The sequence below is a fragment of the Mucilaginibacter galii genome (assembly GCF_014635825.1).
GTDB classification, from domain to species: Bacteria; Bacteroidota; Bacteroidia; order Sphingobacteriales; family Sphingobacteriaceae; genus Mucilaginibacter; species Mucilaginibacter galii.
In genome coordinates this window covers 358,761-373,709 of sequence record NZ_BMDO01000004.1, presented here as the reverse complement: position 1 = coordinate 373,709, position 14,949 = coordinate 358,761, and the positions used below count along the sequence as shown (strand labels likewise).

The window sequence follows — 14,949 nt, the reverse complement described above, 5'->3', positions numbered from 1 at the left end:
GGCGGTAGGTCTGCAAATAGTTCCGCTTTAAGGTCAGATCACTCGTGTTAATGCGCATAACAAGTTAACTTAGTTATTTAAAGTTAAGCTTGTCCCCGAATTATCTGACCTTTACAATTGCGAGCGTTAGCGTGGCAATCTCGCGGTGATTGGTCTCAACGAGATTGCCATGTCGCTATCGCTCCTCGCAATGACATGATAACTAAACTGCCATAAGTGCCCGGAGCCTTACGCCGAAATAGCGTTTATGATATCGTATTGGGTAATAATCTCAATCTTACCCTGCTCATCCTCTACCAGCACAGCAATGTTTTCTTTATTGATCATGGATGAAATCTTATCAATAGACGCATTCAGGTCAACGAATGGAAAAGGTGCCGTCATAATTGTTTTAAGCGGCTGTGATTTCAACGATGGATTTTCCAACAGGGCATCTAAAATATCGCTTTCAGTGATCTTTCCTATCACCATGCCTTGCTGGGTGACCGGGATTTGCGAAATGTTCAGCGTTTTAATGGTATTGATGGCTTCAATAACCGTCTTTTCAGTATCGATGGTTACAATTTCGGCACTCTCTTTTTTGCGTATAATATCACGGGCGGTCAACTTATCGTCTTTCAGGAAACCGCGCTCACGCAGCCAGTCTTCGTTATACATTTTGCCAAGATAACGTGTACCATGATCGGGGAAAATGATCACAACCACATCGCCTTCTTTAAAACGTTCTTTCATTTGCAGCACACCTGCCACCGCCGAACCGGTGGAGTTACCCGCAAAAATACCCTCCTGCATGGCTATCTGGCGGGTCATTAAAGCGGCATCCTTATCGGTTACTTTTTCAAAGTGATCTATCAGGCTAAAATCTACGTTTTGCGGCAAAAAGTCTTCACCTATGCCCTCGGTAATGTAAGGATAGATTTCATTTTTATCCATAATACCTGTTTCCTTGTATTTTTTAAATACAGAGCCGTAAGTATCAATACCCAAAACCTGAATAGCGGGGTTCTGCTCTTTGAGGTAACGGGCTGTACCGCTTATAGTACCACCTGTACCTACACCTACTACCAAATGTGTGATTTTACCTTCGGTTTGTTCCCAAATTTCAGGACCAGTTTGCTCGTAATGCGCCTGAGAATTAGATAAGTTGTCGTACTGGTTAGGTTTCCAGGAGTTAGGTACTTCGCGCTCTAAACGCGAAGAAACAGAATAATATGACCTTGGATCTTCCGGCTCCACGTTGGTGGGGCAAACAATAACCTCGGCACCAAAAGCACGCAAGGCGTCAAACTTTTCTTTCGATTGCTTATCGGTGCTGGTGAAAATACATTTGTAGCCTTTAATAACGGCAGCAATGGCTAAACCCATACCCGTATTGCCCGACGTACCTTCAATAATGGTTCCACCCGGTTTCAGGCGGCCATCTTTCTCGGCATCCTCTATCATTTTCAAAGCCATACGGTCTTTAATAGAGTTACCGGGGTTGGTAGTTTCTATTTTAGCCAGCACTGTAGCCTTGATATCTTTAGTTATTTTGTTTAGCCTAACCATGGGCGTATTGCCAATGGTTTCCAGTATATTATTACTCCACATAATTAGTAGACAAAGTTGGGAATATTTACCGGATTAATACCTTACAAGTTTTAAATATTACAGAAGACTACTTCACCTTGGTCACATTATAGTAATCTGGCCCACCTTCTATCGGATATCCGGGTATTTTTACTGCTTCTAAAGTAACCTGCTTATTCAGGTACTTATCTAAATCGACAGTTTTGCTTGTTAAAGCATAATTTATGTTGTTACTAATGATTGTATGAGTACCGTACATGTAAAAACTTGCTTCCAACCTTTTAACTTCTCCACTAAACTCAACAGCTACAGATTGGGTTTTGTCTTTTTTGCAGCCCAGGATTGCGCCGACCAATAGGAATAAAATTAAGATTTTCACCTTCATAACTAACAATACGGCTATTGCAAGTTATATGATACAAGCATGATTAAACAACCTTATTTAACTCATCAATCAAAGTCTTACTTAAACCGTTAAAATACCGCTTTATACCATAACCAATAACCCACTGTATACCACGGGATGCGTTGGTAATAAAAACTTCTTCGGCTTGGTGTAATATATCAGGATTGATCTGTGCTTCTGTAACAGGAATACCCCGGTCAACACATAAATTAATGACTACCTGCCGCATAATTCCGGCAACACAGCCCTCACTCAGTGCAGGCGTATATAAGTGGTCCTGATACCAAACAAATACGTTTGAGCTTATGGTTTCGCACAAAAAACCTTGCTGATTAAGCAGAAAAACATCATCAAGCCTGTGTTCGGTTTTATATAAGCCTGCCATTACATAGTTAAGCGAGTTACAGGTTTTGTAGTTGGAAAGGAAGTTAACCGGTTTTAGCATTTCGGTATAAACATCCATAATTAAACCCTTTTGATTTAAACGGTAACCCGAAAAATCATCGGGCACAAGTTCCAGGCACCAGGCAGATTTATTTTCGGTCGGGGTATACAATCCGTCCGAATCGCGAAAAACAGTGAACCGCAGGCGGCCATGTTTGGTTTTATTCCATACTGCCAGTTCTTCGGCCTTTTCCTTTAAAAACCACGAATCCAGTAAACTATATCCTTCAAGCTTAAGCGCTTTCATACCCATTTGCACACGGTTGGCATGCAAATCGGAAAACTTGAGCGTTCCGTTGATGAGGCGCATGCTTTCAAACAAACCATCGCCATATTTAAAAGCACGGTTGTTAACCGTTATCAGAGTAGTATCGGCCGGTAGTACCTGGCCATTATAATTTACAAAAAGAGGCATAATTGATTAAGATAAACAATGTTTTAGGTATTTTGCTCTACAGTGGCGGTAATATATTTTCGCCATTTTTGCAGTACCGCATCAAAGTCAGCAGGTAAAGGAGCCTCAAAGTGAACGTATTTACGTGTGGTAGGATGCACAAAGCCCAAGGTTTGAGCATGAAGCGCTTGCCGTGGCATAATTTCGAAGCAGTTCTCAACAAATTGCTTGTATTTATTAAAAGTAGTTCCTTTTAAAATTTTATCGCCGCCATACATAGCATCACTAAACAAAGGATGGCCAATATGCTTCATATGAGCACGTATCTGGTGTGTACGGCCGGTTTCTAACTGGCATTCTATGAGCGTAACGTATCCAAAGCGTTCCAACACCCTGTAATGCGTAACTGACCATTTCCCCTTCTGTTCGTCATCATAAATAGACATTACCCTCCTATCGTTCACACTGCGGCCTATGTAACCTGTTACGGTACCATCATGCTCAAGATCACCCCAGGCCAGCGCAATGTATTTGCGGGTAATAGTATGCTCAAAAAATTGGCGTGCCAGCCAGGTCATGGCGCGTTCGTTCTTACTGATGAGCAGCAGACCAGACGTATCTTTATCAATACGATGCACCAATCCCGGGCGGCCATCGTTACCGGGTAAAGTGGGTAATTGCTGAAAATGATAGACCAAGCCGTTTACCAGCGTACCAGTATAGTTGTTAAAGCCGGGATGCACCACCAAACCCGGTGGTTTATTTACTACCAGCACATCAGCATCCTCATAAGCAATGTTTAGAGGTATATTTTCAGGATAAACTTCGGTATCGCGCGGCGGATGAGGTAACACCACCGAGATCACGTCTAAGGGCTTTACCCTATAGCTCGGTTTGGCCTGCTTATCGTTCACCAGCACATTGCCCAATTCAATAGCGTTTTGTATGCGGTTACGCGATGCGTTTTCGATGCGGTGCATCAAAAACTTATCCATACGCAGCAACGATTGTCCCTTATCAACCACTATACGCAGGTGTTCATATAAATCCTGCTCTTCAGGTTCGTTCAGTGCGGCGTCATCTAACATTACTGCAAAAATAAGGGATTTTTCCGGGGTAGCCTATAGTATATATTACTGCCAGGTAAAGTGAAGACAATAATAGCATAACCTTATATTTGTTGGGCGCTACAATTAAGCTTTACAACGTTTCGCTCATGTTCGATTTAGAAATATTCAGTCCTGTTCATCAATGGCATCATCCCGAATTTGCCAAACAAGGGCTCCATGTTTTCATTAAGCGCGACGATCTCATTCATCCGTTAATATCGGGCAATAAGTGGCGTAAGTTGAAGTATATACTGCAAAAGGCCTATCAAGAGGGTAAGAATCACCTCGTTACTTTTGGCGGCGCTTACTCTAATCACTTGTTAGCTACTGCTGCTGCAGCCGCACGGTTCGGCCTTAGGTCTACCGGTATTGTACGTGGCGAGGAAGTAAACAACGATACGCTTTTTTTATGCCGTATGCATGGTATGAAGCTAATTTTTACTGACAGAGAAAGTTATCGTGATAAACCTGCGCTGTTCGATAAATTTTTTGGCCAAGACCCTAACGCCTACTTTATTGATGAAGGTGGCGCGTCGGCCGAAGCAGTTACAGGTTGCGCAGAAATGGTTGCCGAATTGCCAATAATGTACGATCACTTATTTTGCGCTTGTGGTACCGGTACAACAGCCGCCGGTATCATCACTGGCTTGCATGAAAACCGGAATCAAACTCAATTTCATGCCATACCAGTGTTTAAAAACGGGGAGTTTATGCGTGCGGAAATTGATCGTTATCTAAATATCAAAGCCAATTATGAGTTACATAAAGAGTACCATTTTGGTGGCTATGCTAAGACCACCCCACTCCTTACCCACTTTATCAAAAATTTTGTAGGTAGTACGGGGATACTCATAGAACCTATTTACACCGGAAAAATGCTTTTTGCTTTGCTCGACTTAGCCAAACAAGGGCATTTCAAAGCTGGTAGCAACATATTAGCTATACACAGTGGCGGATTGTTTGGTTTGTTAGGCATGAAAGATAAATTTAATTTCGAGCGTATTAGTTAAATTCGATCTATTCATTTCGTCTTTAAAATACTGTCATTTAACAACATAAGCATTGCTTACACATCCAAAGCTCAATAACTCATTAACCTAATAACCAAATAACTATCTTTGTGCAAGCAAAACGTTCTATCGCTGCCTGATTTAGGTTGGGCGGAGGAAAGTCCGGGCAACACAGAGCATCCTGCTTCCTAACGGGAAGGCGCCTCGCAGCGGGCGACAGCAAGTGCCACAGAGAATATACCGCCTTAATTTATTAAGGTAAGGGTGAAAACGTGAGGTAAGAGCTCACGGCTTACATAGGTAACTATGTTTGCGGTAAACCTCAGGAGTTGAAAGACCAAATAGGTCCTGAAATGAGAGCGGCTCGCTTTTGTATGCTGCGCAAGCAGTATCGTCAGGACGGGTAGGTCGCTTAAGCTGGTTAGTGATAACCGGAACAGATTAATGATAGAAACTGCCGCCAGGCAGCACAGAACCCGGCTTATAATTTTGCCGCTGTATTTAACCCTATAGGTGTAAGCTTGTAGGGTTAAATTTTTTTCAAATAAACTTAAAAGTGTTTGTTTTACTATACAAATCCCTATATTAGCAAGCGAAAAATACCCCCTAATACTGAAAAGAGAAACATGGCTAAAATATTAATAATTGACGATGAGCGTGCCATACGTAATACTTTACGTGAGATATTAGAATATGAAGATTATACCGTTGAGGATGTAGACAACGGCATAGACGGACTTCAGCTCATCTCTAAAATCGATTTCGACCTGGTACTTTGCGATATTAAGATGAATCGCATGGATGGCATGGAAGTATTAACTGAAGGCCTGGCCATTAAACCCGATCTTCCTTTCATCATGATATCTGGCCATGGTACGGTAGAAACTGCCGTAGAAGCCAGCAAGAAAGGTGCATTCGATTTTATTTCTAAACCACCTGACCTTAACCGTTTGCTTATTACTGTACGCAACGCGTTAGACCGCGGCAGCCTGGTTACTGAGGCCAAGGTTTTAAAGCGCAAAGTATCTAAGGTACGCCCTATCCTGGGTAATTCGCAGGGTATTTTAAAGATCAAGGAAACAATTGAACGTGTTGGCCCTACCGAAGCGCGGGTACTGGTTACTGGTGCCAATGGTAGCGGTAAGGAATTGGTAGCCCGTTGGTTACACGAAAAATCTAACCGCAGCAACGGGCCTATTATTGAAGTAAACTGCGCAGCTATCCCATCAGAACTAATTGAGAGTGAACTGTTTGGACACGAGAAAGGCTCATTTACTTCAGCTGTAAAACAGCGTATCGGTAAGTTTGAATCGGCTAACGGCGGTACTTTGTTTTTGGATGAAATTGGCGATATGAGCCACTCTGCACAGGCTAAAGTACTGCGTGCGCTACAAGAAAGCCGTATTACCCGAGTAGGTGGTGAAAAGGAAATTGAAGTAGATGTACGTGTAGTGGCGGCTACGAATAAAGACCTGCTGAAAGAGATCGAGGATGGCAACTTTCGGATGGATTTATACCACCGCCTGAGCGTTATTTTAATACATGTGCCACCGCTTATTGACCGCCGCGACGATATACCTCTGCTGGCTACCAGCTTCTTAGAGGAAATTTGCAACGAGTATGGTATGCCTACCAAGAAGATAAGCGATGCCGGGCTGGAAGCACTTAAAGCGTTACCGTGGACAGGTAATATCCGTGAGCTACGCAATATGATTGAGCGCCTTATTATCTTGAGCGACAAGGTTATAACTGATGCTGATGTGAAAGCTTTTGCCAATCCATCGGCTCCTATGACGGCTCCGGCGGCGGGCGCTGCAGCTCCGCAAACTGATTTTGAACAATTCAAAAACTTCCAGGAATATAAGGATTACGCCGAGCGTGAGTACATCAAATTCAAGCTGGAAAAGAACAATTGGAACGTGTCTAAAACAGCGGATGATATTGATATTCAGCGCAGTCACTTATACAGCAAAATAGAAAAGTTTGGTTTAAAAAGAGGCGAATAAATTTCGTTTTATTACAGTAAAACCTCAAAAAACTTCATTTAATTACATTTTTTTAAAGGTGGTTCACATACCGGTCAAAACCGGGTGAACCACCTTTTTTTTGTAAGGCTGAACAGTCTTATAGTGAAGTTTAGTTTGCCTTTAACTTCAATTGCTTCCCGGCAATATCTTCCCAGCGGTAATAGTGAAAAGTTTTATCATCGCTCATGGCTACAAATAAGCCATGCTTAAAGGTAGCATTGAGCGGCTGGTTCACTACATCCGAACCATCACTTTGACGGGCAACCACAGGAACTATCTTTAACAAACGGTGATCGAAAGGTTGAGCCTTGGTGCCCTCTCGGCTAAAAACCTGGAAGCGGTTGGCACCCTGGTCTGATACCAGGATATAGCCCGTGCTATCGGTTAGCTTGTAGATGGAAATACCTTCGTGATCTTCCTTAAAGCCGGTGGTGCCAAATATGGACAACTGCTGGTTGCCCCTGGCCGGGTCGGCGTAGTATTGCCTCACGCCTACCTGTTCGTCAGAATAATAAATATAGCCCAACTCGTTGTCAACTGCAATGGACTCAATTTCCTTTTTACCGCTATATTCTCCAAACTTACGTACCAGCATGGCCTTCACCTGGCCGCTGCCGTTGTCGGTCAATAAGTATTGCCAAAGGTAGCCGCCGTTTTTAGGGCCGTTTTTGCGGCCGGCTATGGCGTAACGTTTGCCGTCTTTGGCGGTATAGGTGGCAATGCCCATCAAATCGCGGTACTCAAAGCCAGTTTCGCCCTCAAACACCGGGATGCCCCCATTATCAACCGGTTTCATATCGGGCAGGGAAAACATGCGGAGCTTATGGGTCATGCGCTCGGTGGTAATGACTACGTCGGTGGGTTTACCGTTGAGCACTAAGCCTGTAATAATATCTACATTGTTAGGTCTTTTTAGGCCCCTTACCACTTTATCTTTCAGTATCTTACCTTTGAGATCGAACACGTAAAGCGCACCGTCCTCATTCTTATCTGTACCTACAACAAGGCTTTGCGCAGGATCGTGCGGGTTTACCCATATGGCCGGGTCATCGGTGTCAAACTTAACCGGCTCGGTAACTACTACCGGCTTAACATCGGGTGCATTAGCGCCTAACGAATCGGCTTTGGCCTGCTCGGCCGGTGAAGGTTGTTTGCAACCGGCAGCGAAAAATAGCAGGGCCAGCGGTGCCATAACAACAAGCGTATATTTCTTCATTTAAAAATTAAAAAGGCTGCGGACAAGCTCTATACCCGTCCGCAGCATCAATACTATAATATTAAGACAATTACTTAACACCAAATGCCCCCGCGTAAGCAGATGGCTCTGGCGATTGGTAGTTGATGCCGTTAAGGACAAGCCCTGCCGCGTGGTGGCGGGTAAAGTTGGTTTTGCCTTTGGCTAAAGCAGGTGAGCCTGCCTGCAGGTGAAAATCCCAGGCGGTGTTAAAAACGGCATTGCTGGTTGGCGTGTTCAATGGGTAATTAACAAACTTAGGATCATTTTCCCCCGCAACAGTTCCCCTCACGTTGTTAGTGCCCCCAACAATATCGGTAGCCGGTTGAAACTGGTTCACCGTAGTTTGGTCGTAGCCGTAGTAGTAATTGTTGCTGATGATAGAACGTGAATCTTCGGGACCCTTGGTATCTCTCTTAATGCCAAAACGCGTGTTAGCAAACATGTTGTTGTACAACTCGGCGCGCACGCTGGCTTCCAGCCAAATAGAACCACCTTTAGCGGTAGGCCTGCGCCAGCCGGTATTTACCATGGTGTTGTTATAAGCAATAATGTAAGCCTGCGGTGAACGGTCGCCTGCATTAGATAATTTTAAAGCATTGGTGTTGGTACTGTAAATTAAATTGTAAGCTACATCTGCCAAACACCCCGATTTAAAGTTCATGGCTTCGCCGCCGGTTACACCGGTAGTATAAAAAACGTTATTGGCAAAAATGATCTTGCCGCCTTCTATGTAGGTACAATCTTCCTGTAAATTACGGAATATGCTATTAGTTACCACCAGTTTGCCGTTAACATTAGAGAACCATAGGGCTGGCAAGTTTTCACCAGCTTTAGCTTTGTACAAGCCCTGCTTTACCGAGGTAGACGCATCGGAAGTGGTAGAACCGCCATACTCTATAATGGTATGGTCTAAAACCATTTCGGCGCAGCTTTGTGCCGCTAATATCCCACCCCAAAGTTTACCAAACTTCTTGGCATCAGTTTTATATAATTCGTTCACGGTAAAACGTACCGGGTTTTGCTCGGTACCTAAAGAGTATAAGTTACCTTTTACAATAAACTCCGGCTTTGCCAGGGTATCCATCAAAATGGTAACGCCTTCTTCAATAATCAGCGATTTACCAGCAGGCACTACCACGTCGCCTTTAATAACCTGGGTACTGCCTCTTTGCCATACGCCCGATACCTCTCCCATGGCTGTACCATTGCCCGGACTGGTATCTACATCAACGTTAGCCTTTTCGCAACCGGTGAAAACAATGGCCGATAATGCTAATGCGGTAATAACTTGTTTTAAGTGTATCATGTGCTTTGCTTTAATGTTTTGTTATAATTTATAGCGGATACCAATAAGGTAACTCTGTTTGTAATAATCGCTGCGGATGAGGGTTTGACCGTTTGATACCACATCGTCGGCAATGTTTTTATCGGCAGTATTGGTGCCTTTTACAAATAGTTTGGCCGGCGTGTTAAGTAAGTTACCCGCTTTAATAAACAGTGTAACGCCATGTTTAAATCTCTTCTCAGCCGAGGCATCCATCTGGACAAATCCTTTTTGCCACAAGTCGTTATTTAAAAATTGAGAGATGGTGTTAATACGTTCGCCGGTATAGGCTGCCGCTATTTGTGCATCCCAGCCTTTCTTAGTGTCTTTGTAGAGTAACGATACGTTGGCAACATGCTCCGATTGTCCGTAAAGCGGCCTGGTTTGGTCAACCAGGTAAGGCTCTACCTGGCCGGTACTTGAGTTTAACCTACGCATGGTTTTAGGCGTGGTAATGCGCGAATGAGTGTAGGTATAATTAGCCTTAATACCTATTTTGTTAAAAAACTTCATGTAGTCAAGCTCGACACCATAGTTACGCGCTGTACCAAAGTTTCCCGGCGTGTAGTAAATATCCTGTCCGCGGGTGGCATCGGCCTGGAAAGTAAACTCAATAGGGTCTTTAATTTTTTTGTAAAAAGCACCCACCAACAATTGCTCCGATGCGCTTGGGAACAGTTCGTAGCGCAGGTCGTAGTTATCTGCAAGCGAACGTTTTAAATCAGGGTTTCCGCGTTCTACATAGTCTTCGTTAATTGCTCCGCCCGGCACCAACTCAAAAAACCCGGGACGGTTAAGTCCTTTGAAATAAGCACCATGTAATTGCTGCTTGTTATCCAGCTTGTATTTTAAAGTCAAACTTGGTAACACATCGGTATACACTTGTTTACCCGTTGGGCGCAACTCGCCTGCCGGAAAAAGCATTTGATAACCTTGGTCTGTACGTTCTACGCGGGCACCACCAACTACTTCTAAATTTTGAACATTAAACTTAACCATACCGTAGCCGGCACCAACTTTTTCGTAAGCTTCATACGTTTGTGAATTGGCAACACCACCTGCGGGGTTAGTAACCGATAAAGCTATATTAGTATAATTACCACTGTAGTCTGCATAGTTGGTTGCAGCGTTAACGGCCGCAAAAGTGTAATTGTTAAAAAAGTTACTGCGTTGTTTGTCGCGGTACAGGCCGCCGGTGCTAAAATCAACGTTTGTTCCGCCAATATTTGCTTTGTAGGTTAAATCAAGATAACCGGCTTTGTCTTCATCTGTATTGCGCTGCCAGCGGCGTGTTACCGGCGCCGTGTTAACCAATACTGTACGGCTTTCGGCAAAATTAGTACGTAAACCGTTAATGCTAATGAGCGTATTATCGGGAACATCGTTTTTGGCTGATGAATAAACGCCAGACCACTGGATCTTAAACTTGTTGTTGAACAGGCTGTGATCGCCGTGCAGGGTGGTATTGTAAATTTGCTGCTCGGTTAAACGGCTTCGGGTGGTGTAAGTTAACTCGGCATTACCCGCCTGTGGATTGTAGATTGAGTTGTTAAAGTTCGTGGTTACCGCATCGCGCACCTGTGCATTATCCAACCGTACATACACGTTGTATAAGCTGATCTTGTTATTGTTGTTGAACAGGTAATCTACCTTGCCATGCAATGCATAACGCTTTTGATGGTCTGAAAACTGCCTGTCGCTACGGTTAACAATAGAGGCGAAAGGGTTGGTATCGGAAATAACGGAAGTACTTACGTTATAAAAAGTGCTGTTACTGCCCCGGTAAGTATTTTGATAACTCCCCGCTACAATAACTCCCAGTTTGTTTTTCAGAAAACGCTGACCTATAGATAAGCTACCTAATAGGTTTGGTGGCGGTACCTTTAAATTATAATCGAACACGCCTTTGCCAAAATCGTTAGGTGTTGCCTGGTAAGCACGACCATTAAGCTCGTAAGGTGTTTTATGATTAATGGACGATTGATCAAAACTCATAAATTTACGATCGAGAAATAATTGGTTGTAACCGGTAGAAAAGTTGCCGATAACCTGTAAACGGTCGGGCGCATTCTTCATTACCATATTTACCACGCCACCTACGGCATCGGCTTCCATATTAGGCGTAAGCGTTTTGTAAACTTCCAAGCGCTCCAAAATGTCTGACGGGAATATATCTAAAGGAACATAACGGTACTGGTTATCGGGGCTTGGAATTTTAACGCCGTTCACCAGCGTGTAGTTGTAACGTTTATCCATCCCCCTGATAATGGCATACTGGGCATCGCCGTTGCTATTACGCTCAACCGATACACCCGATACACGCTGAATTACGTTGGCCACCGTTAAATCGGGCGAAACCTCGATGGCCCGGCCCGAAACGATGTTCATGACCTGTACAGATTGCTGTTCTATACGGCGTGCCTCGCGTTCTGTGGAGCCGTTCTTTTGCGAAACCACGGTAACTTCCTGCAAGTCTTTACCGGCAGGCTCCAGATAGATAACCAGTTTAGGGTTATCTTCTTTAGCGATCTCGATTTCTTTGATCACCGTTTTGTAAGAAACATAAGAGATACGAAGGGTTAGTACTCCCCTGTCTACATCCTTAATTTCGAAAGAGCCATCCAAACCTGTAGATGTACCCTTGTTTGTTTTTTCGATGCGAACACTTGCACCTACAATGGGCTCGCCGGTTTTTTGATCGTATACATGCCCTTTTATTTTGGTGGCACTTGCGGTAGTGACAAAAATTAAAAGGTATAAAAGTGTCTGTAAAAGTTTGTTCATTTTTAAAATGATTTGATACAAATAGTGAGTTGGCTTATTGCTTGCACAAAGGTGTATACAGCACCCGTATCAAATGAAATTTATGCAGTTACAAAAAGGAAGCAGCGTTACATAAAGCGTATACAAAGCATGAACAATAAATTATAACTACCTAACAATAAGACAATTGAAATGCATTTCAATCTCCATTATCGTTTTATTACCGTTACATTAAGCCAATGTTAAGCCCAGCTATACAATAATTAACACTCGTCAACAACTAAAGTGCCTGGATGAAAGTGGACAGATTTTCGCCTTGCTCAATGTTCAATTTTTTACGCAGACGATACCTGGACACCCTTAAACTATCGAGCGAGATACCCAACAAACTGGCAATATCTTTAGAATCGAGGTTTACTTTAAGCAGCGCTATCAAACGTATATCGGCCGAGGTAAGCTCGTTACTGTGCTCTTTTAACTTCTCAAAAAAACTTTGGTGTACTTGTTCAAAAGCCGAAGTAAACTCTTTCCACTGCTGCTCGTGGTTAAAGCTTTGATTGATCTGGACAATGAGTTGCTGCATCTGGCGTTTTTGATCGCGCTTATCTTCTTTAACCATTTCCTGCAGCGTATTGCGCATACCTTCCAACAGCTGATTGTTTTTGATGAGGTTTAAGGTGTGTGTAGAGAGCTCTTTACCTTTAAGCTCTAACTGCTGTTTCAAACTTTCTTCTTCCAGCTTTTTGTTGCGCAACTCCAACTGCATTAATTCGTGCTGAGCCTCAAAAATAGAACGGTTTTGTTCGGCCAGCTTCTTCTGATCACTAATTTTTAAACGTTGCCTGCTAAAAATAACTACGCCGATAATAATAAGGAGCATCACAATGATGATTACCGAAATGGTAATAATACGGTTAGTTTTACGCAGGGTATTGAGCCTTGCTATTTCATCGCTCTTTCTATTGATATCATACAAAACCTGCAAAAAAGCGGTTTGGTTGAGGCTTTCCTTTGAATATACGTCCAATGAATAGCGGCGGCTTAATTCTACATATTTATAGGCGCTGTCCATTTGGTTGAGTAACTGGTAGCTTTTGCCTATATCGCGGCTGGAGGCTGCCAATTGGTACAAGTCGTTTGTTTTAAATGCCATTTGGTAAGCTATGCGTGTTTGCTTAATGCTTTGCGCGTATTGCCCCGTCTTTCGCAAAACATCGCCCAGGTTATTGATCACTTCAATACTGGCCACGCCATTTTTATCGTCCTCGTACAGGCGCTTGGCACGGTCAAAACATACGTAAGCCGAATCGTACCGGGTCAGATCTTCATAAATACTTCCCAGGTTCTCAAATATTTTGGCCGATCCCTGTTTAAAATTAATTTGTCTGTAGTTATCAAGCGCAAGGCGCTGGTAGTAAAATGCACTGTCGTATTGCTTACTTTTTTCGAACAGGTGACCTATATCGCCCAGCACCTCGGCCTGCCCTCTCCGGTTTCGTGTTTGGCGATATAAGGAAAGGGCCTTGTTATAAAGTATTCGGGAGTTGGCGGGTTGCCTATTGTAGTAATTTAGGCGGCCCATTTTGTTGTAGTTGTTTGCCAGCAGGTCTTTATTATTTTCCTGAGCGAAGATCTTGTCGGCGTGTAAATAGAAGTCGAGCGCTTGTGCATAATGGCCCTGGTTAAAACAGATCTGTCCCATTTGTTGCAAGCTCTGCCCGGCAACAGCCAGGTTGTTTTTAGTTAGCGCATCGGCGTGGATCTTTTTTAGCACGATCAATGCCGAATCGGCGTGGTATTGGCTCAGGGTTAGCGCTTGCTTTATTTGACCACTTTGCGCCCGGACCGGCAACGCTGACATTAACAGCAAGAAAGTAAATAGCCCGGTTACCAAAAAGCGGCAACCTGTTGGCATACTTTTAATGAACATATGAGCCACAGTTTTAAACTGCTTACTATACCTAAAATGAGCAGCAACGCAAATGAACGCTTTTAATGTTACCATAATGTTAAGTAACCTACACCAGCCTCTGCTAAAATATAACACGAGCATGGGCTGTTTTCCGGGTAATAGCTATATTTTTGCCGCATGAAAAACTATCAGATCCTTTTATGCGCTGCCGTAGCTGCCTTATCTTCCTGCAGTATGAACAGTCATAATTCGGCAGCCGGTTCAATTGATACAGCAAATACCGGAACCATGCCCGACACAACTGCCAAAGAATTAATTGCTGAGATGAGCATGCCCGCCAACGTTAAGGCAGGCGACTCGGTACTATTGAAGTTTACCGTTAAAAACAATACCGACAGTGTACAGCGCTTTTGCAAGTGGCATACCCCCTTTGAGCCTTTGCTAAGCAAGTACCTTGATGTAAAAAACGATAAAGGCGAAGACGTAGCCTACCAGGGTGCCATGGCCAAACGCATTATGCCACCACCCGAAAGCAGTTACCTTTCGCTAAACCCAAAAGACAGTATCTCTGCTAATGTGGACCTGTTAAAGGCTTATGCCATCAAAACTCCGGGAAACTATACCATTACTTATGTTGGAGAAAACATGAGCGGTTTAAAAGTTAAAAAGTCGGTTTCGTTTATTTACAGGTAAGCTAACACCGGTTGAAAACAAAAAGCCCCGGCCATTTAAATGGCCGGGGCTTTTTATTAAT

At 43.5% G+C, this 14,949-nt stretch carries 11 protein-coding genes and 1 other RNA gene; 4 read left to right on the top strand and 8 right to left on the bottom strand.

Annotation, left to right across the window (positions count from 1 at the left end):
- Positions 1–228 precede the first annotated feature (228 nt).
- The 4 genes from IEV61_RS10085 to IEV61_RS10070 all read right to left on the bottom strand — a co-directional run bounded on the left by IEV61_RS10085 (position 229) and on the right by IEV61_RS10070 (position 3,901).
- Entirely contained in the window at positions 229–1,590 is a 1,362-nt protein-coding gene (locus IEV61_RS10085) for a cystathionine beta-synthase (protein WP_188416223.1), read from the bottom strand.
- 67 nt (positions 1,591–1,657) lie between these two features.
- On the bottom strand, positions 1,658–1,954 hold the full coding sequence (locus tag IEV61_RS10080) for a hypothetical protein (RefSeq protein ID WP_188416222.1): 297 nt from the start codon (positions 1,952–1,954) through the stop codon (positions 1,658–1,660).
- Between the two features lie 43 nt (positions 1,955–1,997).
- Complete coding sequence (locus IEV61_RS10075; RefSeq protein ID WP_308472324.1) at positions 1,998–2,834, bottom strand: aminotransferase class IV; 837 nt, start codon at positions 2,832–2,834, stop codon at positions 1,998–2,000.
- A gap of 23 nt (positions 2,835–2,857) precedes the next feature.
- Positions 2,858–3,901: an RluA family pseudouridine synthase gene (locus IEV61_RS10070; RefSeq protein WP_188416221.1), complete on the bottom strand. Its 1,044-nt coding sequence runs from the start codon at positions 3,899–3,901 to the stop codon at positions 2,858–2,860.
- A gap of 128 nt (positions 3,902–4,029) precedes the next feature.
- Here IEV61_RS10070 and IEV61_RS10065 point away from each other — a divergent pair, with 128 nt between their 5' ends.
- From IEV61_RS10065 to IEV61_RS10055, 3 genes are all read left to right on the top strand, one after another.
- On the top strand, positions 4,030–4,932 hold the full coding sequence (locus IEV61_RS10065) for a 1-aminocyclopropane-1-carboxylate deaminase/D-cysteine desulfhydrase (RefSeq protein ID WP_188416220.1): 903 nt from the start codon (positions 4,030–4,032) through the stop codon (positions 4,930–4,932).
- A 113-nt stretch (positions 4,933–5,045) separates the two neighbouring features.
- An RNA gene (gene rnpB, locus IEV61_RS10060) (RNase P RNA component class A) lies at positions 5,046–5,432 on the top strand.
- A 126-nt stretch (positions 5,433–5,558) separates the two neighbouring features.
- A complete protein-coding gene (locus IEV61_RS10055; protein ID WP_188416219.1) occupies positions 5,559–6,938 on the top strand; it encodes a sigma-54-dependent transcriptional regulator in 1,380 nt (459 codons plus the stop codon).
- A 130-nt stretch (positions 6,939–7,068) separates the two neighbouring features.
- Here the strand turns inward: IEV61_RS10055 and IEV61_RS10050 are convergent, their stop codons facing one another.
- The 4 genes from IEV61_RS10050 to IEV61_RS10035 all read right to left on the bottom strand — a co-directional run bounded on the left by IEV61_RS10050 (position 7,069) and on the right by IEV61_RS10035 (position 14,288).
- Positions 7,069–8,175: a phytase gene (locus IEV61_RS10050; protein ID WP_188416218.1), complete on the bottom strand. Its 1,107-nt coding sequence runs from the start codon at positions 8,173–8,175 to the stop codon at positions 7,069–7,071.
- A gap of 70 nt (positions 8,176–8,245) precedes the next feature.
- Positions 8,246–9,502 (bottom strand): right-handed parallel beta-helix repeat-containing protein, encoded by a 1,257-nt coding sequence (locus IEV61_RS10045; protein WP_188416215.1) that lies wholly within the window; start codon positions 9,500–9,502, stop codon positions 8,246–8,248.
- Positions 9,503–9,523: 21 nt separating this feature from the next.
- Positions 9,524–12,304: a TonB-dependent receptor gene (locus IEV61_RS10040; protein ID WP_188416213.1), complete on the bottom strand. Its 2,781-nt coding sequence runs from the start codon at positions 12,302–12,304 to the stop codon at positions 9,524–9,526.
- A 259-nt stretch (positions 12,305–12,563) separates the two neighbouring features.
- Positions 12,564–14,288: a tetratricopeptide repeat protein gene (locus IEV61_RS10035; protein WP_229747089.1), complete on the bottom strand. Its 1,725-nt coding sequence runs from the start codon at positions 14,286–14,288 to the stop codon at positions 12,564–12,566.
- An 84-nt stretch (positions 14,289–14,372) separates the two neighbouring features.
- On the opposite strand from IEV61_RS10035, the gene IEV61_RS10030 reads away from it, so the two are divergent.
- A complete protein-coding gene (locus IEV61_RS10030; protein ID WP_188416211.1) occupies positions 14,373–14,888 on the top strand; it encodes a protease in 516 nt (171 codons plus the stop codon).
- Positions 14,889–14,949: the final 61 nt, after the last annotated feature.